The sequence below is a fragment of the Brucella pituitosa genome (genome assembly GCF_965577835.1).
Lineage (GTDB): Bacteria > Pseudomonadota > Alphaproteobacteria > Rhizobiales > Rhizobiaceae > Brucella > Brucella pituitosa.
In genome coordinates this window covers 1,360,236-1,381,598 of the sequence record NZ_OZ264093.1, presented here as the reverse complement: position 1 = coordinate 1,381,598, position 21,363 = coordinate 1,360,236, and the positions used below count along the sequence as shown (strand labels likewise).

Sequence of the window (21,363 nt, the reverse complement as noted above, 5' to 3'; positions counted from 1 at the left end):
GGCAACCCCCCGGCGTTTTTCTTTGCACTTTATCTGGCCTACCTTATTTGGGAGTTGAGGTTATGAAACCGAAAGAATTGAAATTGCTCGAGATGCTTTTTAATGTCATCGAGCAAGACATCATTCCCCTGACGGAGCAGGGCGTTGCAAATGGCAACAAGGTTTTCGGAGCAGCACTACTCCGCAAATCGGATTTGTCTCTGGTGCTTGCTGAAACCAACAATGAGACCGAAAATCCGATGTGGCATGGTGAAGTGCATACGTTGAAGCGTTTTTATGAGATGCCTGAGCAGGGACGTCCAGACACAAAAGACATGGTTTTTCTATCGACACATGAACCGTGCTCAATGTGCTTGTCGGCTATTACCTGGACCGGTTTCGACAATTTCTATTATCTGTTCAGTCATGAAGATTCCCGCGATGCGTTTTCAATCCCGCATGATCTGAAAATACTCAAAGAAGTCTTCACACTGGAGCCCGGTGGCTATAACCGCGACAATAGTTTCTGGCACAGCCATTCGATCCCCAAAATGGTGGCTTCTCTTCCGGAGCCCGATCGTTCTCGTTTTGAAAAGCGGCTTGATGCAATTCGCGCCAAATATGATGCAATGTCCGGCGCATACCAATCTTCAAAAGATGGAAACGCTATTCCTTTGAACTAGAGCATTTCCTGTTTTTATTGAATCATTGAAAATGCTCTATCTCTTTGTTTTTTCGCATTATCCGACGCAAAACCGCTTCGCACTTTTGCTGGAAATGCTCTAATTCAAAGGCTGCATATCAATAACGATATGCAGCCTTTTCAATTTTAGATTTTGTCGAGCAGATTGCGCTTCTGCAGGTTCTGCATCAGCGCACGAATGCCAAAGGTCCATTCAGCGCAATTATCGGTGCGATCCACCCAATTGACCAAGCGTCCAAGCTTCGGTGTCGAAATTTCCACCTTATCGCCAATCTCATGAGTAAAGCCCTGACCTGCGCCACGACGGTCTTTGACCGGCGCAAACATGGTGCCGAGGAAAAGAACAGCGCCGTCCGGATATTGATGATTGCGGTTCATCATCTGTCCAGCAAGGTTTTCCGGATCGCGGCTGATTGCTTCCATTGGGCTTTCGCCGGTCATCTCAAAGCCGTCAATACCGTTGACTTTCAGCGAAAGCTTGAGCTTGCGCAGAACGTCCATGGTAAAGTCGCCGTCAAACAGGCGAATAAACGGGCCAATGGCGCAAGACGCGTTGTTGTCCTTGGCCTTTCCGAGCAGCAGGGCGGAACGTCCTTCGACGTCACGCAGATTGACATCATTGCCGAGTGTCGCACCGACGATACGGCCATCTGAAGCAACAGCCAGAACGACTTCCGGTTCTGGATTATTCCATTGAGAGATTGGCAGAATACCAACGGTCGCACCGCAACCGACTGCGGACATTGGCTGCGACTTTGTGAAAATTTCGGCGTCCGGGCCGATGCCCACTTCCAGATATTGCGACCAGAGACCCATTTCCTGAAGCAGCGCTTTAACCTGTGCCGCTTTTTCCGAGCCCGCTGCAACACCGCGCAAGCTGTCGCCGATCACCGGAGCCAAACGGTCGCGCACTTCGCGAGCACGACTCGGATCGCCCTTGGCCTGTTCTTCGATGACGCGTTCAAGCATACTGTCGGCGAAGGTTACACCTGCTGCCTTGATCGATTGCAGATCAATCGGTGCAAGCAATTCGCCCTTTTCGCCGGAAAGATAGTCGTCAAGCGTACCGAGATCAGCGAATTGGCCTGCGTCTTTCAACTCGCCGACCAGTTCCTTACGCTCCAGCAAACCTGATACGGTCGCGGAAAGGCTGGAGAGATTATGTACGTGCCCGTTTACAACCAACACCGGGCAGGGCCCATTTTCGGCCTTCGACCACACGCGTCCGATGAGCACTGCCGAAGCGCTGTCTTCTGGCAGGATGATGGACGAGTTCAGAGTATGCTTGTCTTGCACGGATATTCCTCCCGGTTCGTTCAGTTCAAAATGCGAGTAGTTGGATTTGCAGTCTGGAGGCGTGACGACGTTCAGATCAATGTGGGCACATCAAATGTGGGCACATCAAATGCAGGCCGCTTTTGGCCACGCTGAAAGCATCACAATTTAATTCCTCCAGGATTATATTGTTGGGTTGTCTGATAACTATATATTCAATGCTTGAAAACTCTTTTATGCGTCGATTGGCAGAATTGGAATGAAATAACCTGCCATGCAGCAAAAGTTCACGTAGACCAGAGATTAATGATCGCATGGCTTGAGGTTTTGAAATGCAGGAACGTTCGATATGAATACTGACCGGCAAGCAGCATTAAGACAGGCGCTCGGAGCGGATATGGTGCTAACCGATCCAGATGCTATGCAGCGTTTTTGCCGCGATTTTCCGGGCGACATTGAAAATGTCGCTATAGCGGTTTTGCGCCCGCGGACTACAGAAGAAGTCTCGCAAGCCGTCAAAATGTGCCGTTCGCTTGGTCTTGGTATTATTCCGCAAGGCGGTAATACAGGTTTGGTGCAGGGCGGGGTGCCTGATGGTCAAAGCGATGTTGTTATTCTTAGTCTTGAACGGATGAACAACATCAGGCAAGTCGACCCTGACGATTTTTCAGCTATTGTCGAAGCTGGATGCATTCTCCTTGAAATGAAAACGCAACTTGCCGCACAGGGCATGTTCTTTCCGCTTGCATTGGGCGCTCAGGGAAGTTGCCGGATTGGCGGTAACGTCAGCACCAATGCCGGCGGCGTCAATGTTCTCCGCTACGGCATGACCCGAGAATTGGTGCTGGGCCTTGAAGTCGTATTGCCGGATGGAGCCATCTTTAATGGACTTTCCACTTTGCGGAAGGACAATCGCGGAATTGATCTCAAGCAACTGTTCATCGGTGCCGAAGGCATTTTCGGGATTGTCACGGCAGTTGCGATAAAACTGATGCCTTTGCCCGATAAAATTGAAACTGCAATGCTTGGACTCAATTCGCTGGAGGATGCAATTGCGCTTTATCGCCGAGCGCGCGTTCAATGCTGCGATCTGATGTCGGCGTTCGAGTTTATGCCGCCAGTGGCTTTTACGCTCGCACAAGAAGCTATCCCCGATCTCGTAGCGCCTTTAGGGCAATACCCTGCCTATGTGTTGATGGAGATATCAGGTTCCGGTCTGGTCGATACGGCGGCACTTATGGAAGCATTTTTGAACGAAGCCCTGGAAAGCGGCCTTGTGCTCGATGGCACGATAGCTTCTTCACATATGCAAGCGCAAAATCTGTGGCAGTTTCGCGAAGGAATGAATGCAGGGCAGGGACTCCGCGGAAAGCATTTGCGCACCGATCTTTCTGTGCCGCTATCAAAGCTGGCTGCATTTGTGGCCGAGGCTGAGGCAGAACTGGCAGAGATTTTGCCTGATTGCCTGCCGATTTCTTATGGGCATGTAGGAGATGGAAATGTACACCTCAATGTCATCCCGCCGCGCGATTTGGATATTGCGAGCAAGGATGAGAAGATCAAACTTGCCAAGCAAACCATCAACGCGGTGCTTGATCGCTATGCAGGTAGTATCAGTGCGGAACACGGTATTGGCAGACTGAAGCGGGAGGACTTCGAGAAGCGTCTTGATCCTGTGCGCAAGGCAATTCTGAAGAGTTTAAAACAAGTGCTTGATCCTGATGCGATCATGAACCCCGGATGCCAGCTTTCGCTTGACTTGGGCAAAAACTGACGACAAATCAATGATAGAGGACATACAGGGAGGAGCAAGCAGTGTTCGGTGAAATCAGACGCAATGAGCAGCTGCCTGCCCGCATCGCTTCCGAGATTGTACGCCAAATTACGGAAGGTAGTTTTCTGCCGGGGCATAAATTGCCCACCGAACACAATCTGGCACAGAGCTTTGGCGTCAGTCGTTCGGTCATCCGCGAAGCAATCGCTCAACTGCGCAATGAGGGGCTGATCGAAACTCGGCAGGGCGTCGGAGCTTTTGTCACCGAGCCAGATCGTCGTCATGCAATCCGTATTGAACCAGAAACGCTTGCCGATCGGCATCATTTCCAGAGCCTGTTCCAACTGCGTATGGCTTTAGAGATTGAAGCAGCAGGCCTTGCCGCCGTGCATCACACAGCCGAAGACATGCGCAAACTTGATGAAGCCATGGCTGAGATGAACGGGACAGAGAAATGGACGGATGAGGGTATCTCTGCCGATCTGACATTTCACCGCGCTCTTGCAGCTGCAACGCACAATGAATATTTTCCGCTCGTCTTAGGCTTCATCGCTGAGCGGATAAATCAGGCAATCCGGGCGGCGCGAGCACGCGCTGTGCTTGAAGAGATCGTCGAAGTCACCATCGCTGAACACACTGCTATTCGAGATGCGATAGCACTGCGCGATCCATTGAAGGCACGCGAAGTCATGCGGCATCACGTCGTAAGTGCGGCGAGTCGTGTTAATCTCCAACTCGAAATATTCTAAGGAAAATAAACTTGCATATCATCGTAATGGGGGTTTCAGGCTCAGGAAAGTCAACGGTTGGAGAAAAGTTGGCTTCAGCCCTTAATCTGTCCTTTCTTGAGGGCGACAGTCTGCATCCCAAGGCCAATGTCGACAAGATGGCCTCCGGAATTCCGCTGCAGGATGAAGATCGCTGGCCTTGGCTCGATAAGATTGGCGAACGACTGGCAACGGCAGAAAACGGTATAATCGTCTCCTGTTCATCGCTTAAAAAGAGCTATCGCGACCGCTTGCGCAATGCATCTCGTGGTCCACTGTTGTTCGTGTTCCTCGATGGAAGCTTCGATGTGTTGTATGAGCACATGGGCCACCGTACCGGGCATTTTATGCCGGTGGCAATGCTTGAAAGCCAGCTTGCAACATTGGAAAGCCCTGTTGGCGAGCCTTTTGTATTCCGCGCCGATGTTGCTGATCCGATTGAGAAAATTGTTGCTGCAAGTCTCAACTGGGTTCAGGTAACTGCACAGGCAGACAATCTACTTTAACGGCCAGAAGAACATAAGCGCTGGAACAGTCGCAAGTGCGATGATGATCGATAGCGGCAGTCCAAGCCTCGGATAATCGCTGAACTTGTAGCCGCCAGGCCCCATCACAAGCGTATTGCACTGGTGCCCGATTGGCGTGAGAAAATCGCAACCCGCACCAATCGCCACCGCCATCAGGAATGCTTCTGGTTTGAAACCAAGGCCCGAAGCAAAACTTGTGGCAATTGGGGCCATCACCAGCACGGTTGCCGCATTATTGAGAAACGGCGTGACCATCATAGCCGTGACCAGAATAAGCGCCAGTGCGCCAGCTGGTGGCAGTTGGTGACCTATGCTCGCCAACCCCTCCGCAATAAGCTCTGTACCGCCTGTGGTACGAAGGGCATCGGATACAGGTATCAGTGCTGCAAGCATCACCAGAATAGGCCCGTCAATCTCATCATAGACTTCATTGATCGGAATAACTTTGAAGAGCAGCATGGCAACCGCCGCCGCGAAGAACGCAACGGCGACAGGAACGAGGCTGAGTGCTGTCGCGCCGATTGCCGCAATCAGGATTGCCAGTGGGATCAAACCGCGCCTCACACTACCGAGCATAAGTTTGCGCCGCGCGAGCGGCAACAGCTCAAACTCCGGCAGATAAGCCGAGAGAGCAGCCTGTCGTCCTTGAAGGACGACCACATCACCGAAACCGAGTATGACTTCGCTTAAGCGTTCTGTAATGCGTTCACCGGGGCGACTGACGGCAAGCAGATTGACCTCATAGCGCGAATAAAGGTCAAGCCGCTGGGCGGTAAGCCCGACAAGCCGCGAGTTCTTTCCAATCACGGCTTCCACAACTTCAATATCTGTCGAACCGCTGGTGTCGGAAGGATTGCGGTTTTCGCTTAAAGTCAACTTGCCCGAATTGACAACGAGGTCGAGTGCTTTCGGATCGCCTTCAAGCAACACCACGTCGCCCTCAGCGAGAACGGTATCGGGCAGGGGTGTCATCCGCTGTTTCTTCCGGATGATTGCTGTCACCATGGCCTCACCTTCGGCAGGCTTGATGAGATCGGTGATACGCTTGCCGACCATAGGCGAGTTTTTCAAAATACGCGCTTCTGAAGCGTAATTTTTGATCTTGATTGCTTCATCGAGTGATACGCTCTCGCGTGCACGCTGGGGCACGAGCCAATAAAAAGTAACGAGATAAATCAACCCAACAACTGCCAGAACCGCACCAACCGGCGTGAAGTCAAACATGGTGAAGGGTTCACCAACCATCTCACCACGAATGCGTGAAACCACAATGTTGGGCGAGGTGCCCACCTGTGTCATCAAGCCACCGAGCAACGCACCGAATGCCATCGGCATCAGGAATGTTGATGGGGAAACGTTCGAACGGCGTGCAAACTGAAATGCGACGGGGATCATGATTGCCAGGGCACCCACATTTTTCACGAATGCGGATAGAACCGTGACGATCGCCACAAGAACAGCGAGTTGTAAACGCACGCTGTTCATCTCGGGAAGAAAGCGCTGCACCGCCTCTTGCATAAGCCCGGATCGTGCAACGCCAGCGCTAACGATGAGTGCGCTACCGACGATAATGACGATATCGTCACTGAAACCCGTAAACGCTTTATCGAAGGGTACAACCCCGACGCCAACAGCCAGCAACAGTGAGCAAAGAGCCACAATATCGTAGCGAAACTTACCCCAGATAAATGCCCCCATCATGAGAATAATCACGGCGAAGGACAGTATCTGCTGGTGGGTCATCCTATGCGCTTACCTCGAAAAGAGAAAAATATTCTACTTTGTGTAGCGCATAAAAAAGAAAACGAAAACGGATAATTAGAGCGCCGGGCGCCCTATTGGGCGCGCAAAGGCCGCTCTAACACTTTAAAATTAGAGCATAATTTTACCTTAAACTGATCCAAGCTTAAGGAATTATGCTCTAAATCGAATTCTTATGTATCGGGCGCTCAGAATCCTGAACGCCCGACACTGAATTTAGTTGCTTACGCGACGTCCGTCGGCACCGAAAATATGAATGTCCTTCGCAGACGCACCGATCTTGACGACTTCATCGACCGAGTGTTCCGAACGCCCCTGAACACGGAAGATCAGCGGCTTGCCATCGGTGAGGGAGCTATGAATATAGCTCTCCGCACCGACCAGCTCGATGGCATCAATGCGCACCTCGGCATTGAAGCCATCAGCTTCCGGTTGACCATTTTCTATGATGCGAATGTCTTCCGGACGCACGCCAAAGCTATACTTGTCCGAAGGCAGGGTAACAGCCTTACCCGGCTGCCAGACGTTCTTCTCATCGCTTTCAAGCAGGTTCATGGATGGTGAACCAATGAAAGTTGCAACGAAGGTCGAGGCTGGCTTTTCATAAAGTTCGATCGGCGTGCCAACCTGTTCGATATTGCCAGCGTTGAGAACGACAAGACGGTCTGCCATGGTCATGGCTTCCATCTGGTCGTGGGTCACATAAACGCTTGTGGTGCCAAGCGAACGCTGCAGGCGCTTGATTTCGACGCGCATCTGCACCCGGAGCTTGGCGTCGAGGTTAGACAGTGGCTCATCAAAAAGGAATGCAGCCGGTTCACGCACGATAGCGCGCCCCATGGCAACACGCTGGCGCTGACCGCCTGAAAGCTGGCGTGGCTTACGATCAAGGAACTGCTCGATTTCAAGCGCTTTCGCAGCCTTGGCGATGCGGCGCTCGATCTCGTCCTTTGGCGTTTTACGGTTCTTCAAGCCATAGGCGAGGTTATCGCGCACGGACATGTGCGGGTAGAGCGCATAGTTCTGAAACACCATTGCGATGTCCCGCTCAGCAGGTTCCACATCGTTGACGACGCGATCGCCAATGGCGATCGTGCCGGAACTGATGCCCTCAAGGCCAGCGATCATGCGCAGAAGTGTTGACTTACCGCAGCCAGAAGGGCCGACGAGGACGACAAACTCACCGTCCTTGATCTCCAGCGAAACGCCTTTGATGACTTCAATACCGCCGCCATAGCTCTTGCGGACATTATCAAGAATGATCTTGCTCATTATTTTTCCGTTTCAACGAGACCTTTGACGAACCAGCGCTGCATCAATACCACCACGAGGATAGGCGGTATGATAGCCAGAATGGCCGTTACCATGACGTAGTTCCACGGTGTGGAAGCATCGGCGAAATCCACCATGCGGCGCAGGCCGATGATGATGGTGTTCATTTTCGCGTCATTGGTGACGAGCAGCGGCCACAAATACTGGGTCCAGCCATAAATGAAGAGAATGACGAAGAGGGCAGCGATATTCGTCTTCGACAGCGGCAGCAGAATGTCACGCATGAAGCGGAACGGTCCTGCATTATCAATGCGTGCAGCTTCGACCAGTTCACCGGGAATGGTGAGGAAGAACTGACGGAAGAGGAACGTCGCCGTTGCCGATGCCATAAGTGGCAGTGTCAGGCCTGCATAGGTATCGATCATACCGAGATCGACGATGACCTTATAGGTCGGCAGGATACGCACTTCGACGGGCAGCATAAGCGTGACGAAGATCATCCAGAAGAAGAACATGCGGAACGGAAAGCGAAAGAACACAATCGCAAACGCCGACATGAAGGAAATGATGATCTTACCGACCGCAATCAGCATTGCCACTACAAACGAATTCCACAGAAGCCGTTCTAGGCTGACGCCGACCACACGCTCGACGCCACCGAAAATGGCGTCGCCATAGTTTTCCATCATGTGCCCACCGGGCACAAGCTGGATTGGCGGACGAATGATATCGCCAGAGGTCAGTGTCGAAGCGACGAAGGTATAATAAATCGGAAAGGCAACAACGATGATCCCGATGATCAGGATCAGATGGCCTAACAGATTTGAGACTGGGCGTTTTTCAATCATGGTCGCCTCACTCACGAATAATGCACGCGCTTCTCAATGAAGCGGAACTGGAATGCGGTCAGGGCGATTACGATAATCATCAGAATAACCGACTGCGCCGAGGAGGAGCCGAGGTTAAGATTGACGAAGCCGTCGTTATAAACCTTGTAGACCAGGGTTTCGGTGGCTTTGGCAGGACCACCGCCAGTGACGGCATGGATGATGCCGAATGTGTCGAAGAAGGCATAAACCGTGTTGACCACCAGCAGGAAGAACGTTGTTGGTGCCAATAGCGGGAATACAATCGACCAGAAACGCCGTGCGCCGCGTGCACCGTCAATGGCTGCCGCTTCGATAAGTGATTTCGGGATTGCCTGAAGGCCCGCGACAAAGAACAGGAAGTTATAGGAAATCTGTTTCCATGCTGCTGCACCCACAATCATGGCCATCGCCTGATTGCCGTTGAGCAGTGGATCCCAGGCAAAGCCGCTGCTGCGCAGCAAATATGCAAGCGTTCCCATGGCAGGATTGAACATGAACAGCCACAGCATACCAGCGACAGCCGGTGCCACGGCGTAAGGCCAGATCAGCAACGTACGATAAAATGTCTTGCCGCGAATGACGCGGTCGGCGGCCGTTGCAAGCAATAATGCTGCGCCCATGGCCACAAAAGCGGTCAAAAGATTGAAGACAACCGTAACCTGAACAGAATGCAGGTAATTGGGGTCGGCCAGCACATTCGTAAAATTGGCGAGCCCAACGAATGTAGATTTCAATCCAAATGCGTCTTCGCGCATGAAGGACTGGTAAATTGCCTGACTTGCTGGCCAGAAGAAGAAGATCACAGTCAATATGATCTGCGGGGCCAGCAGGAAGTAGGGTAAGATCTTGTTTGGAAACGTGACTTTCTGCACGGGAAGTTTCCTTGCGGATAGCAATGCCGCCAACCCCTTATATGGGCAGGCGGCACGCTCTAGTTCATCAGATTATTGTGCTGCTGCAATCGCTGCGTTTGCGCGTTTTACGGCGTTATCAAGCGCAGTCTTTGCATCCTGCTTACCACCGAGCATGGCCTCGAATTCCTCATTGAGGATGTCGCGAACCTGCGGCAGATTGACGAGGCGAACACCCTTGGAGTTTTCCGTTGGAGCCTTGCCCATCATCTGAAGGATTGGTGTTTCACGGCCCGGATTCTTTTCATAGAAATCCGAGTTCTTCGTTGCTTCATAAGCAGCCATCGTCACAGGCAGATAGCCGGACTTTTCATGCAGCTTCTGCTGAATCTTGGTCTGCGAAAGGAAGTTGAAGAACTGCGCAATGCCTTTGTACTGGTCATCGCTGAGGCCAGCAAAGACCCAAAGGCTGGCACCGCCCGGGATCGTGTTCTGTGGACCATGACCTTCATAGTAAGGAAGCTGGCCAATGCCGTAATTCATGCCCGACTTGACGACATCGCCGAGGCCGCCCGAAGATTCCGTCAGCATCGCGCATTCGCCGGAAGTGAAAAGCTGCTTTGCTTCAGATGTACGGCCGCCATAGCGGAAGGTGCCATCCTTGGCGAGATCGGCAATAGCCTGGAAGTGCTCAACGAAAAGAGGTTCGTTGATCTTGAGTTCGACATTGGTGCCGCCGAGGCCGTTTTCATTGGTGCCATAGGAAACGTTGTTCCAGGCAGCAAAATTTTCGGTCTGAATCCAGGTGAGCCAGGTCGAAGTGAAGCCACAGGCAGATGCGCCGCTCGACTTGATCTTCTTGGCTGCTTCAAAAACTTCTGGCCAGGTCTTTGGCGGGTTGTTTTCGTCGAGACCAGCCTTCTTGAAAGCGTCCTTGTTATAATAAAGGATTGGCGAAGACGAATTGTACGGGAAGGACAGCATAGTGCCGTCTGGTTTCGAGTAATAAGCAACAATGCCTGGCAGGTACTGCGACTTGTCGAACTTGAAGCCACCGTTTTCGAGCACTTCAGCAGCAGGAATCATCGCACCTTCAGCGGCCATCATGACACCGCTCCCGGCATCGAAAACCTGGATGATTGCTGGCGGCTGTTTCGAACGGAATGCGGCGATGCCCGCATTCAACGTTTCAGGGTAGCTGCCCTTATAGACCGGAACGATCTTGTATTCGCTCTGGCTTTCATTGAACTCTTTGGAGAGCTCATTGACCATTTCGTTGTTGGCACCGGTCATGCCGTGCCACCAGCTGAGCTCCGTCTGTGCGAAAGCCTGCGAACCAATGGTGAGGGCGAGGGCGCCAGTCAGCGCCGAAGTCGTGATCAGACGGGTAAGCATATTTCCTCCTCGGAAATGAGGTTGCGTTAACATCAAGAGTGGAATCCTCCGCTCGGGGTGCCGGAACCTGCATTATTGTTATTACACTTATATGACTGCAATTTCACTGGATCAACTTCCAGATGGCTATAATAGAATAAAACCGAAAATGTTAATGGTTAAAAGGAAAAAAAGCGAAAAAGAATCTATAATATTGGGGAGAAGATGTGGATAGTTTTCTAATCCATCTCTTTATCTTAACAACAACAGCTCTCGACCCTGTAGCCGCCTTACAAACTATCTCCGCATTTGTTCCGTGCTCCTCAGAATTGGATGACCTTTTTGCTCCCATTAAGAGTGCGGTATAAAATTCAGTAAACTCAGGGGCTTGCGTGACCACAAGAATCTCAATTATGTGGTTGCTAACCTTTGAGGGTTGCCGTTGAGTGTGCTCGACATATAGTCAATCCTTACAATCATACATTAGTGCGCCGTGCGTTCTTTCGGACGCACAAAGGACGCTCTAAACTATTGAATCTACGCATCGGCCGAAAAAATCGATTCCGATTTTGGAGGCCGATGCCGCAGAGTAATTGCATATATGGAGCAGGTTGCTGTTCCGAAAACCGCATGACGGAGTTTTTATGCCCATTCGCACTGACTGGAATGCAGCCTCATTGTCTGCAAAGTTTTATTCCAGAATCTGGGGCAAGAATGAACCTGGCGGCGTTATTATCGGGTTCGATCCGCAAGGCGTTAAGTTTGCTTATGCAGGTGGCCTGGAAAGTCTCGCGACTAGGGTTCCTTTCACAGCCAACACCGTTGTCCGCTACGCATCTATAACCAAGCATATCTTCTGCACCATGGCATTGCGTCATGCAGATGTGATCGACCTCAACGATAGGCTTGGCGATCATCTGCCAGAATTGCAGAGCCCCTTGGCTGACGTTTCTATCGGTCGTGCGCTTGATATGACGTCGGGCTTGCCGGATGTGCGCGAATGCCTGACACTGCTGGGATTGTCCGTCTACACACATACCAATGCGGAAAGCCTTTTAGAGTTTCTTTCAACAATGAACCGGCTGAACTTCAATGCCGGTAGCGAAATTTCCTATTCCAATACGGGGTATAGGCTCGTTGAGGCAGCATTTGAACGTAAAGGTCTGTTTTTTAAGGATTTTGTTAAATCAGAAATCAGCGACCTGCTCGACACATTGATTGAAGTCCCGGACATTTGGGCCGACCCCGTCAAAGGACTTGCACCGGGCTATTGGAAGTCGGGAGACAAATGGCAGGAAAGCACGGCTGGCCTTCAACTTTCCGCGTCCGGCAGTCTGGCAGGCAGTGGAATGGCGCTCACAAAATGGGCGCAGGCTCTCCTTGAAGACGAGGGGCCGTTTAACGGTCTTCTTTCGCGACTTTCAGCTGAACGTTTCCTCAATGACGGGCGGCCAACCGGTTACGGCCTTGGTTTGCGTTGGAATGAAATTGGCGGCGCACGCTTCATTGGTCATGGTGGATCGCATCCGGGTTATAAAAGCTATTTTCTGCTCGACCCTGCGGAGAAAACCGGAATCATAGTTGTGAGCAATCGCGAAGACGCTGATGCTTACAAAATTGCGCGCGACTGCATGGCCGCACTCAATGAATTGGATCTGCCTGATACCAGCTGCACCATTCCGGACGGAATATATGTAACTGAAACAGGGCCGTTCTGGATTGAGATGCAGGAAGGTGTCGCTAATTATCTTGGTGCTGAAGATCGTCTCCACGATATAGGCGATGGCTGGTTCTCTTCGCTATCTCCGTCATCGCCAATGACGCTGCGCTGGACTGGCGATGCGCTGCAAGGCAAAATCGGTCATGTAGAGCGCGAATTGAAATCTGTAGCCGCTCGTCCCGCAGGTAAAGAGTTTGATGGCCAGTGGACTGCACCACTTTATGGAGCCTCCTTCACTATCGACAATGGCCATATCATCATGGGAATTGGTCCAACGCGACAGGTCATGCCATTGGAGGATCTCGGACATGGCCGAGCGCTGTTCACATTGCGCGATGGGCCATGGAGCAAGCGCATCTGTATCCATATGCTCGATGAAGATCGTCTCGAACTGGTACTTAACCGCAGCCGCATGATTGAATATCAGCGTTGAAAGCGCTCTAAATATTTGTTTTAACGCGCAGCTTTGTCCGAAAACCGTTTTGCATTGGACAATGCGAAAAAACGGATAGTTACAGCAGCTCCAACGACTCAGTCTTAACTGGAACCGCTGTATGTTATTTTCGGGAAATTGATTCCGAAAATGATTTTGAAGGGAGTGAGCCAATGCTTGAACAGATGATCGATCAGGGTGCTGGTCGCGAACCTGCCGATATCGTGCTGAAAGGTGGCCGCTTCTTTGATCTTGTAACCGGTGAACTGGTTGAAAGCGATATTGCGATCAGCGGTGACCGCATCGTGGGCACCTTTGGGAGCTATCAGGGCAAACAGGAAATAGATATTTCGGGACGCATCGTCGTACCGGGTTTTATAGATACGCATTTGCATATCGAGTCCTCGCATATCACGCCGCATGAGTTCGACCGTTGTGTATTGCCGCAAGGTGTAACCACTGTCGTCTGTGATCCACATGAAATTGCTAATGTGCTGGGCGCGGAAGGCCTCCAATATTTTCTCGATAGCTCGCTTGAAACCATCATGGATATTCGCGTTCAGCTCTCGAGCTGCGTGCCTGCAACACATATGGAAACCTCGGGTGCAGAACTTCTGATCAACGATCTGCTGCCTTTTGCCGATCATCCCAAGGTCATTGGACTGGCCGAATTCATGAATTTTCCAGGCGTTCTCTCCAAAGATCCCGAATGCATGGCGAAGCTCAAAGCATTTCAGGGACGCCATATCGATGGTCACGCGCCACTTCTGCGTGGGCTTGATCTGAATGGTTATATTGCTGCCGGTATTCGCACCGAACACGAGGCGACAAGTGCTGAGGAAGCACTTGAGAAGATGCGCAAGGGGATGCATGTGCTCGTGCGTGAGGGCTCAGTGTCGAAAGACCTTCATGCATTGATGCCGATTATTACCGAGCGCCATTCGCAGTTTCTCGCGCTCTGTACCGACGATAGAAATCCTCTCGATATCGCCGATCAGGGACATCTTGATTATCTCATCCGCACGGCCATTGCCGGAGGTGTTGAGCCGCTTGCTATTTATCGCGCAGCCAGTGTTTCAGCAGCACGTGCATTTGGCTTGTTTGATCGCGGACTGGTAGTACCGGGGCAACGTGCTGATCTCGTGATTGTTGACAGTCTTGAAGGTTGTCATGCCGAAATCGTGCTTTCGGCGGGCCGGGTTGTTTCCGAAGAACTGTTTTCGCGTCGCAACCCGGTCGCAGAAGTCGGACGCAACAGTGTGAAAGCACCGACAGTCAGTGCGTCAAACTTCAGGTCGCAATCCAATAGCGGCAAGACGCGTGCAATCGGCATCATTCCGGGCAAAATCATCACCGAAAGTCTCGAATTTGACCTGAAGGTGGGACCACATGGCGTTGAACCCGATCTTGAGCGCGACGTTGTCAAAATCGCAGTCGTCGAGCGGCATGGAAAAAATGGCAATATCGCCACAGGTTTTGTCCATGGATTTGGTTTGAAAGCAGGCGCAATTGCTTCAACTGTCAGCCACGACAGCCACAATATCTGCATTGTCGGTGTCTCGGATGAAGATATCGCTGCTGCCGCCAACCGCTTGGGCGAAATTGAAGGTGGCTTTGTCGTTGTGCGCGATGGCAAAGTGCTCGCAGAAATGCCTTTGCCGATTGCCGGACTGATGAGCATTGAACCTTATGAAACAGTCCGAGAGCAGCTTCGCGAGCTTCGCCATGCAGCCGAAGAGCTTGGCTCAATTCTTGAAGAACCATTCCTTCAGCTGGCTTTTGTTGCGTTGCCAGTTATCCCACATCTGAAGATCACAGATCGCGGACTAGTCGATGTCGATAAATTCGAGTTTGTTGGAAACTAGAGCATTTCCAGCAAAAGTGCGAAGCGGTTTTGCGTCGGATAATGCGAAAAAATAAAGAAATAGAGCATTTCCAATGATTCAAGAAAAACAGGAAATGCTCTAATAAAATCAGCGATCAATTCGCGTAGAAAGAATGATCGAGGACATGGTGCGCTCAACACCTTCGAGCGCACCAATCTTATCCAGAACAACATCCAGTTCCTGTATCGACGGCGCTTCGACCACAACAATCATATCGAAATGGCCGCTGACTGAGTGCAGCGTGCGCACAGCCATGATGCTGCGCAGTGCGGTTTCAACCTTTGGTGCAAATTTCGGCAGTGCTGTCACCAGCACATGCGCACGCACCAGATCACGCTCAAATTCCGGAGCGATTCGAACGGTATAGCCTTCGATTACACCCCGCTTTTCCAGCTTTTCCAGCCTGCTTTGCACGGTTGTGCGTGACACGCCGAGCCTTCTTGCAAGGTCGGCTGTGGAGGCACGGGCGTTTTCACGCAACAGGGCGATAAGGGCAAGATCAGCATTTGTCGTCATAATGCATATTAAATACGTCATATTGTACAAACAAACAACGTGAAATCGTCAGTTTAGATGCTTCTTTTCGCCGGAAATTGTGAGATTCTTCAGGAATTGAAATTGCATTACCCAACATGCCTTGATTAAGGGGAAAACACATGAAAGAGATCGTTGTTGTAGGCGCGGGCAAAATCGGCGCGACCATTGCCGATCTTCTGGCTTCGACTGGTGATTATGCTGTAACGGTTGTTGACCGTTCGCAGACACAGCTCGATGCGTTAGACACTGGTGCAGAGGTCAAGACTCAGGCTCTCGACATCGCAGACGCCAAGGCTCTTGAAGCAGTTCTTACCGGTAAGTTTGCAGTTCTGAGCGCTGCACCATTCCAGCTGACCACGCTCATTGCAGAAGCAGCTGCGAAGACCGGCGTTCATTACCTCGACCTCACCGAAGACGTTGCCAGCACCAAGCGCGTCATGGAACTCGCACAGGATGCAAATACCGCGTTCATTCCACAGTGCGGTCTGGCTCCAGGCTTCATCTCGATCGTTGCTTACGATCTCGCAAAGCGCTTCGACACGCTTGAAAACGTGCGTATGCGCGTTGGCGCCCTGCCAGAATTCCCGTCCAATGCTCTTAATTACAACCTGACCTGGAGCACCGACGGCCTGATCAACGAATATATCGAGCCATGCGAAGCCATCGTAAACGGCAAGCTGACCAAGGTTCCAGCACTTGAAGAGCGTGAAGAGTTCTCGCTCGACGGCGTGACCTACGAAGCATTCAACACGTCGGGCGGCCTCGGCACGCTTTGCGATACGCTTGAAGGCAAGGTTCGCACGCTTAACTACCGCACGATCCGTTATCCGGGCCACGTTGCGCTCATGAAGGCGCTGCTCAACGATCTCGGTCTTCGTCATCGCCGTGAAGTGCTCAAGGACATTTTCGAAAATGCTCTGCCAAGCACGCTGCAGGACGTTATCGTGATTTTCGTAACCGTTTCCGGCACAAAGAACGGCCGTCTGGTTCAGGAAACCTACGCGAACAAGGTTTATGCCAATCAGGTTGGCAAGATCGTTCGTTCGGGCATCCAGATTACGACCGCTTCAGCCATCTGCGCCGTGCTCGACATGCTGGCCAAGGGCGAAATTGCACAGAAGGGCTTCGTTCGTCAGGAAGACATTACGCTTGATGCATTCCTCGCAAACCGCTTCGGCAAAGCCTATGCACAAGACGATCATTCGACGCGTCTCGTTGCCTGAAAGCACCGTTGAGGCCATATCAGACCCGTTGCGTTAAACACGCAGCGGGTCATTTTGCGTTCAGTCAATGACACCAAAGTTGCGATTGAATTTGTTCGGCTTTACGGGCAATCCGAACTGAGGACTTCATAAAAAGCCCGTAACAAACAAGTGGAATAGGGAAGCGATGTTTAAAACAATTTTGCTGGCCGGACTGGCCTCCGTCGTTCTTGCCTTGCCTGTGCAGGCAAAGGAATGGAAAGAAATCCGTATTGCCAGTGAAGGTGCTTATCCGCCCTTCAACTTCATGTCGCCAAGCGGCAAGCTTGAAGGCTTCGACATTGATATTGCCAATGCGCTTTGCGAAGCCATGGAAGCCAAGTGCGAGATCGTTTCCAATGACTGGGATGGCATGATCCCGGGCCTGCAGGCCAACAAGTTTGATGCCGTTATTGCTTCGATGGCAATCACTCCAGAGCGTGAAAAGCAGGTTGCTTTTTCGGAACGCTATTATACGACGCCACTGGCAGTCGTGGTTCCTAAAGACACCGACATTACCTCGCTTGAGCCTTCTGCATTCGACGGCAAGACTGTAGGCGCACAGGCTGGCACAACACAGGGCAACTATGCCGATGACGTCTATGGCAAGGCTGGCGCAGATGTGAAGCTCTATCCAACGGCTGACGAAGCAAATGCCGATCTGGAAAACGGTCGTATTGACGCTATCGCAGCTGACAAGTTTTTGGCCGCCGACTGGCTGAAGAAGCAGGGCGCTGATTGCTGCAAGTTCCTGGGCGATATTCCGGGTTCTGAAACCAAGATTTCCGTTGCTCTGCGTCAGGGTGACGATGATCTGCGTGAACAGTTCAACGCAGCGATCAAAAAGATCCGTGACAACGGCACTTATGAAACAATTCGCAAGAAGTATTTCGACTTCGACATCTACTGATAAAATTATCGGACGCCGCTCAATCTTTAACTTGAAACAAGCGGCGTCCGGTGCTTCATTCGATCCATAATATTGCGGGCGGGCAACCCGCAAAACAGAACCATAACAACGGTCAAGGGGAATATTATGCTAAAATCAATCCTGTTCGCAGGCGTCGCTTCCATTATCGCCGCACTTCCAGCACAGGCGAAAGAATGGAAGGAAATCAAGATTGCAACGGAAGGCGCTTATCCTCCGTTCAATTTCGTCGCGGCTGATGGTTCTTTGCAGGGGCTGGACGTTGATATTGCGAATGCGCTTTGCAAGGCAATGGAAGCCAAGTGCACGATCGTCGCCAATGATTGGGACGGTATGATTCCGGGCCTTCAGACCAACAAATTTGATGCCGTTATTGCATCGATGAGTGTAACGGAAGAGCGCCAGAAACAGGTATCTTTCACCGACAAATATTATTCGACACCGCTGTCGGTTGCCGTTCCGAAAGACAGTCCAATCACTGCGCTTGATGCAGAAGCCTTCAAGGGTAAATCAATCGGCGCGCAGGGATCGACCACGCAGGCAACCTATGCCGAAGACGTCTACGGCAAAGCCGGTGCCGATGTGAAACTTTATCCGACTGCAGACGAAGCCAATGCCGATCTCAAAAGTGGGCGCCTTGACGCCGTCATTTCGGACAAGTTCCCGATTTCCGATTGGATTAAGGGCGATGGCGGTGAGTGCTGCAAACTGATTGGCGATGTGCCGGGTACGCAGACAGACACAGCTATTGCTGTGCGTAAGGACGACAACGATCTGCGTGAACAGTTCAACGCCGCAATCAAGAAAATCCGTGAGGACGGCACCTACGCAACTGTGGTGAAGAAATATTTTGACTTCGATATTTATTGATCGAAGATAAGTTACTTGTAAAAAGTTTCACTCTTTGATGTATGCAAGGGCGCGCTGGCACATCGTCAGCGCGCTCTTTCGTGTGATGGGATTGGCGGGAATACCATGCAGCAACAAGATGTCATCGTTCTGGGGGCGGGTATCGTCGGAGTTTCCGCAGCGTTGCATTTGCAAGCGCGCGGTCGTTCGGTTGTTCTGGTTGATCGAGGCGAACCGGGGCAGGGCACGAGCTTTGGTAATGCTGGTCTCATTGAACGCTCCAGCGTTATTCCGTATTCATTTCCTCAAGGCTTTGGCACACTGCTGCGCTATGGCCTTAATCGTCGTTCCGACGTGCGTTATGATCCATTCTATGTGTCGCGCATTGCGCGCTGGCTGTTCCAATACTGGCGCGAATCCTCACCAGAACGGTTAAAGATTGCAACAAATGCAATGCTGCCGCTTATTGAAGCGAGTGTTCGCGAACATGATGTGCTGATTGCCCAAGCTGGTTGTGAAAGGCTTGTTCGTTCGCAGGGCTGGATCGAGGTGTTCCGCAATGAACCAGCATTCAATGCGGCCGTGCAGCGCCTTCCGCAATTGCAGCCCTATAATCTCGCCTATGACGTGCTTGATTCCAATACTCTAAGGCAAAGGGAAACGACCCTTGGTGCGGTTGCCGGTGGCATTCATTGGCTTGATCCCAAGACGATCGTAAATCCCGGTGGTCTTGTGCAAGCCTATGCTGATCTTTTCCGCCAAAATGGTGGGATTTTTGTGCATGGCGATGCGGCCTCGCTTGTTGAAGCCGGAAATAGCTGGCAGGTGACCACCGAACAAGGTCCGATCTCTGCACGCGATGTTGTGGTAGCTCTTGGTCCTCAGTCCGGCCTGATTTTCCAGAAATTCGGCTATGCAATTCCGCTTGGTATCAAGCGTGGACATCACATGCATTTTGAGATGCAGGATGGTGCGCGGCTCGGCCATACACTGGTCGATGAGGAGGCCGGTTATGTACTTGCACCGATGGTGCAGGGTGTGCGCCTTTCGACAGGTATCGAGTTCGCTTCGCCTGATGCACCTGCCAACTTCATTCAGCTTAAACGAGCAGAAAAGGTCGCCCGCCGCCTTCTGCCGCAGCTGGGTAATGCTGTGGAAGCGAAACCCTGGCTCGGTTTGCGTCCTTGTCTACCAGATATGCGTCCAGTGATCGGGCCAGCACCACGCCATAAGGGACTCTGGTTTGATTTCGGTCATGCCCATCATGGTCTGACGCTTGGACCGGCCAGCGGCCGCTTGCTCGCTGAAATGATGACAGGCGAGAAGACATTTACCGATCCTGCACCTTATTCAGCAAAACGTTTCTAATAAGCGACTTCAAATATTAGCGAGAGGCCTTGTCAGCGGCGGCATCGCGGGGTTATCAATTCGGTCTCCGTCCAATCCGCGTTCTGCGGCCAAACTGATCCGGAAAAATCTCGTGAAAATGAAAACTTTGGGCCGTACAGGCCTCAATGTAACTGAAATTTGCCTCGGCACCATGACATGGGGCGTGCAGAATACTGAAAACGACGCCCACGAACAGCTCGATTATGCCGTCGATGCCGGTGTCAACTTCATCGATACTGCCGAAGGTTATGCAATTCCGATGAGCCCGGAAAGCTACGGTAAGACCGAAACCTATATTGGCAACTGGTTCAAAAAGTCCGGCAAACGCGACCGCGTCATCCTTGCCAGTAAAATCGCAGGTGGTGGCCGTCAGGAATGGATCCGCGGAGGTGCAAAGCCAAGTCGTGCAAGTGTTGCTGATGCGGTGAATGACAGCCTGAAACGTCTTCAGACAGATTATATCGATCTTTACCAGATTCACTGGCCATCACGTCCGCATTACCATTTCGGTCAGGGTTGGAGTTTTGATCCATCCAAAGTTGACCCGAAGGCCGAAACCGCACAGATTCACGACGTTCTTCTCGGCCTTGAAGATGCAGTTCGTGCGGGCAAAATCCGTCATGTTGGCCTTTCCAACGAAACGGCCTGGGGCACGATGCAGTGGCTGAAAATCGCTGACGAGCACAAGCTGCCGCGTATGGCGTCAATCCAGAATGAATATGGCTTGCTACAGCGTCAGTTTGATTTCGACCTGGCAGAAGTTTCGTTGTTCGAAGACGTTGGTTTGCTCGCTTACTCAACGCTTGCTGCCGGCGTTCTGACCGGAAAATATCTTGGGGGGAAGATCCCTGAAGGCTCGCGCGCTTCCGTTACTGATGGTGGCCTTTGGCGCGACAATTCCCATTCAGAACCTGCCATTCGCGCTTACATTGAAGTTGCAAAGAAGTACAATCTCGATATCGCGCAGATGGCAATCGCTTTTTCGCTGACGCGCCCCTTCATGACCTCAGTCATTATCGGAGCGACATCAGTAGAACAACTGAAGATCGATATCGCTGCGAGCGAAGTAAAGCTTTCAGATGAAGTTCTGGGAGACATTGAAAAGGTCTACCGCACCTATCCGCGTCCACTTTAATTAAAAAAGGCCAGCCGCGTGTTTTGTGGCTGGCCTAGCCTTCAGATCGACGTTCTAACCTATTCTATTTTAAGCATAATCTTATCGGTCCTC

18 protein-coding genes are annotated in these 21,363 nt (G+C 51.6%); 11 read left to right on the top strand and 7 right to left on the bottom strand.

Annotated elements, in window-relative coordinates; translation table 11 throughout:
* The first annotated feature begins 62 nt into the window (after window positions 1–62).
* Window positions 63–662, top strand: a complete 600-nt coding sequence (locus ACSME1_RS17715) for a deaminase (RefSeq protein WP_424576837.1) — start codon at window positions 63–65, stop codon at window positions 660–662.
* A gap of 146 nt (window positions 663–808) precedes the next feature.
* On the opposite strand, the gene ACSME1_RS17710 is transcribed toward ACSME1_RS17715, so the two are convergent.
* Complete coding sequence (locus tag ACSME1_RS17710; protein ID WP_435655102.1) at window positions 809–1,978, bottom strand: fumarylacetoacetate hydrolase family protein; 1,170 nt, start codon at window positions 1,976–1,978, stop codon at window positions 809–811.
* 328 nt (window positions 1,979–2,306) lie between these two features.
* Between ACSME1_RS17710 and ACSME1_RS17705 the strand changes: the two genes are divergently transcribed.
* Genes ACSME1_RS17705 through ACSME1_RS17695 form a run of 3 tightly spaced genes read left to right on the top strand, consistent with a single transcriptional unit; the run spans window position 2,307 to window position 5,004 of the window.
* Window positions 2,307–3,731, top strand: a complete 1,425-nt coding sequence (locus tag ACSME1_RS17705; protein WP_424576839.1) for an FAD-binding oxidoreductase — start codon at window positions 2,307–2,309, stop codon at window positions 3,729–3,731.
* A gap of 41 nt (window positions 3,732–3,772) precedes the next feature.
* Window positions 3,773–4,480, top strand: a complete 708-nt coding sequence (locus tag ACSME1_RS17700) for a FadR/GntR family transcriptional regulator (protein ID WP_100556979.1) — start codon at window positions 3,773–3,775, stop codon at window positions 4,478–4,480.
* A gap of 26 nt (window positions 4,481–4,506) precedes the next feature.
* Entirely contained in the window at window positions 4,507–5,004 is a 498-nt protein-coding gene (locus tag ACSME1_RS17695; protein WP_435655459.1) for a gluconokinase, read from the top strand.
* On the opposite strand, the gene ACSME1_RS17690 is transcribed toward ACSME1_RS17695, so the two are convergent.
* The 5 genes from ACSME1_RS17690 to ugpB all read right to left on the bottom strand — a co-directional run bounded on the left by ACSME1_RS17690 (window position 4,996) and on the right by ugpB (window position 11,173).
* Window positions 4,996–6,768, bottom strand: a complete 1,773-nt coding sequence (locus tag ACSME1_RS17690; RefSeq protein WP_024896272.1) for an SLC13 family permease — start codon at window positions 6,766–6,768, stop codon at window positions 4,996–4,998. The genes ACSME1_RS17695 and ACSME1_RS17690 overlap by 9 nt on opposite strands.
* Before the next feature lie 234 nt (window positions 6,769–7,002).
* The gene (locus ACSME1_RS17685; protein ID WP_024896271.1) at window positions 7,003–8,058 is read right to left on the bottom strand and encodes a sn-glycerol-3-phosphate import ATP-binding protein UgpC; all 1,056 of its coding nucleotides are present in this window, start codon (window positions 8,056–8,058) and stop codon (window positions 7,003–7,005) included.
* Window positions 8,058–8,906 (bottom strand): sn-glycerol-3-phosphate ABC transporter permease UgpE, encoded by an 849-nt coding sequence (gene ugpE, locus ACSME1_RS17680; protein ID WP_094574358.1) that lies wholly within the window; start codon window positions 8,904–8,906, stop codon window positions 8,058–8,060. Before ugpE ends, ACSME1_RS17685 begins: the two co-directional genes overlap by 1 nt.
* A gap of 11 nt (window positions 8,907–8,917) precedes the next feature.
* Window positions 8,918–9,799 carry a sn-glycerol-3-phosphate ABC transporter permease UgpA gene (gene ugpA, locus ACSME1_RS17675; protein ID WP_424576841.1) on the bottom strand — a complete coding sequence of 294 codons (882 nt, stop codon included), beginning with the start codon at window positions 9,797–9,799 and terminating at the stop codon, window positions 8,918–8,920.
* A gap of 72 nt (window positions 9,800–9,871) precedes the next feature.
* Window positions 9,872–11,173, bottom strand: coding sequence for a sn-glycerol-3-phosphate ABC transporter substrate-binding protein UgpB (gene ugpB / locus ACSME1_RS17670; protein WP_424576842.1), 1,302 nt, complete (start codon window positions 11,171–11,173; stop codon window positions 9,872–9,874).
* A gap of 623 nt (window positions 11,174–11,796) precedes the next feature.
* On the opposite strand from ugpB, the gene ACSME1_RS17665 reads away from it, so the two are divergent.
* Together ACSME1_RS17665 and ade are read left to right on the top strand one after the other, a co-directional pair.
* Window positions 11,797–13,305 carry a serine hydrolase domain-containing protein gene (locus ACSME1_RS17665; RefSeq protein WP_435655101.1) on the top strand — a complete coding sequence of 503 codons (1,509 nt, stop codon included), beginning with the start codon at window positions 11,797–11,799 and terminating at the stop codon, window positions 13,303–13,305.
* A gap of 173 nt (window positions 13,306–13,478) precedes the next feature.
* Window positions 13,479–15,170 (top strand): adenine deaminase, encoded by a 1,692-nt coding sequence (gene ade / locus ACSME1_RS17660; protein ID WP_435655100.1) that lies wholly within the window; start codon window positions 13,479–13,481, stop codon window positions 15,168–15,170.
* Between the two features lie 108 nt (window positions 15,171–15,278).
* On the opposite strand, the gene ACSME1_RS17655 is transcribed toward ade, so the two are convergent.
* A complete protein-coding gene (locus ACSME1_RS17655) occupies window positions 15,279–15,707 on the bottom strand; it encodes an Lrp/AsnC family transcriptional regulator (protein ID WP_024896265.1) in 429 nt (142 codons plus the stop codon).
* 140 nt (window positions 15,708–15,847) lie between these two features.
* On the opposite strand from ACSME1_RS17655, the gene ACSME1_RS17650 reads away from it, so the two are divergent.
* The 5 genes from ACSME1_RS17650 (at window position 15,848) to ACSME1_RS17630 (ending at window position 21,270) form a co-directional block, all read left to right on the top strand.
* Window positions 15,848–16,951 carry a saccharopine dehydrogenase C-terminal domain-containing protein gene (locus ACSME1_RS17650; RefSeq protein WP_424576845.1) on the top strand — a complete coding sequence of 368 codons (1,104 nt, stop codon included), beginning with the start codon at window positions 15,848–15,850 and terminating at the stop codon, window positions 16,949–16,951.
* Window positions 16,952–17,117: 166 nt separating this feature from the next.
* On the top strand, window positions 17,118–17,879 hold the full coding sequence (locus ACSME1_RS17645) for an ABC transporter substrate-binding protein (protein ID WP_424576846.1): 762 nt from the start codon (window positions 17,118–17,120) through the stop codon (window positions 17,877–17,879).
* A gap of 126 nt (window positions 17,880–18,005) precedes the next feature.
* Window positions 18,006–18,767, top strand: a complete 762-nt coding sequence (locus ACSME1_RS17640; RefSeq protein WP_105706249.1) for an ABC transporter substrate-binding protein — start codon at window positions 18,006–18,008, stop codon at window positions 18,765–18,767.
* A 105-nt stretch (window positions 18,768–18,872) separates the two neighbouring features.
* A complete protein-coding gene (locus ACSME1_RS17635; RefSeq protein ID WP_424576847.1) occupies window positions 18,873–20,114 on the top strand; it encodes an NAD(P)/FAD-dependent oxidoreductase in 1,242 nt (413 codons plus the stop codon).
* A gap of 118 nt (window positions 20,115–20,232) precedes the next feature.
* A complete protein-coding gene (locus tag ACSME1_RS17630) occupies window positions 20,233–21,270 on the top strand; it encodes an aldo/keto reductase (RefSeq protein ID WP_424577660.1) in 1,038 nt (345 codons plus the stop codon).
* The last annotated feature ends 93 nt before the right edge of the window (window positions 21,271–21,363 follow it).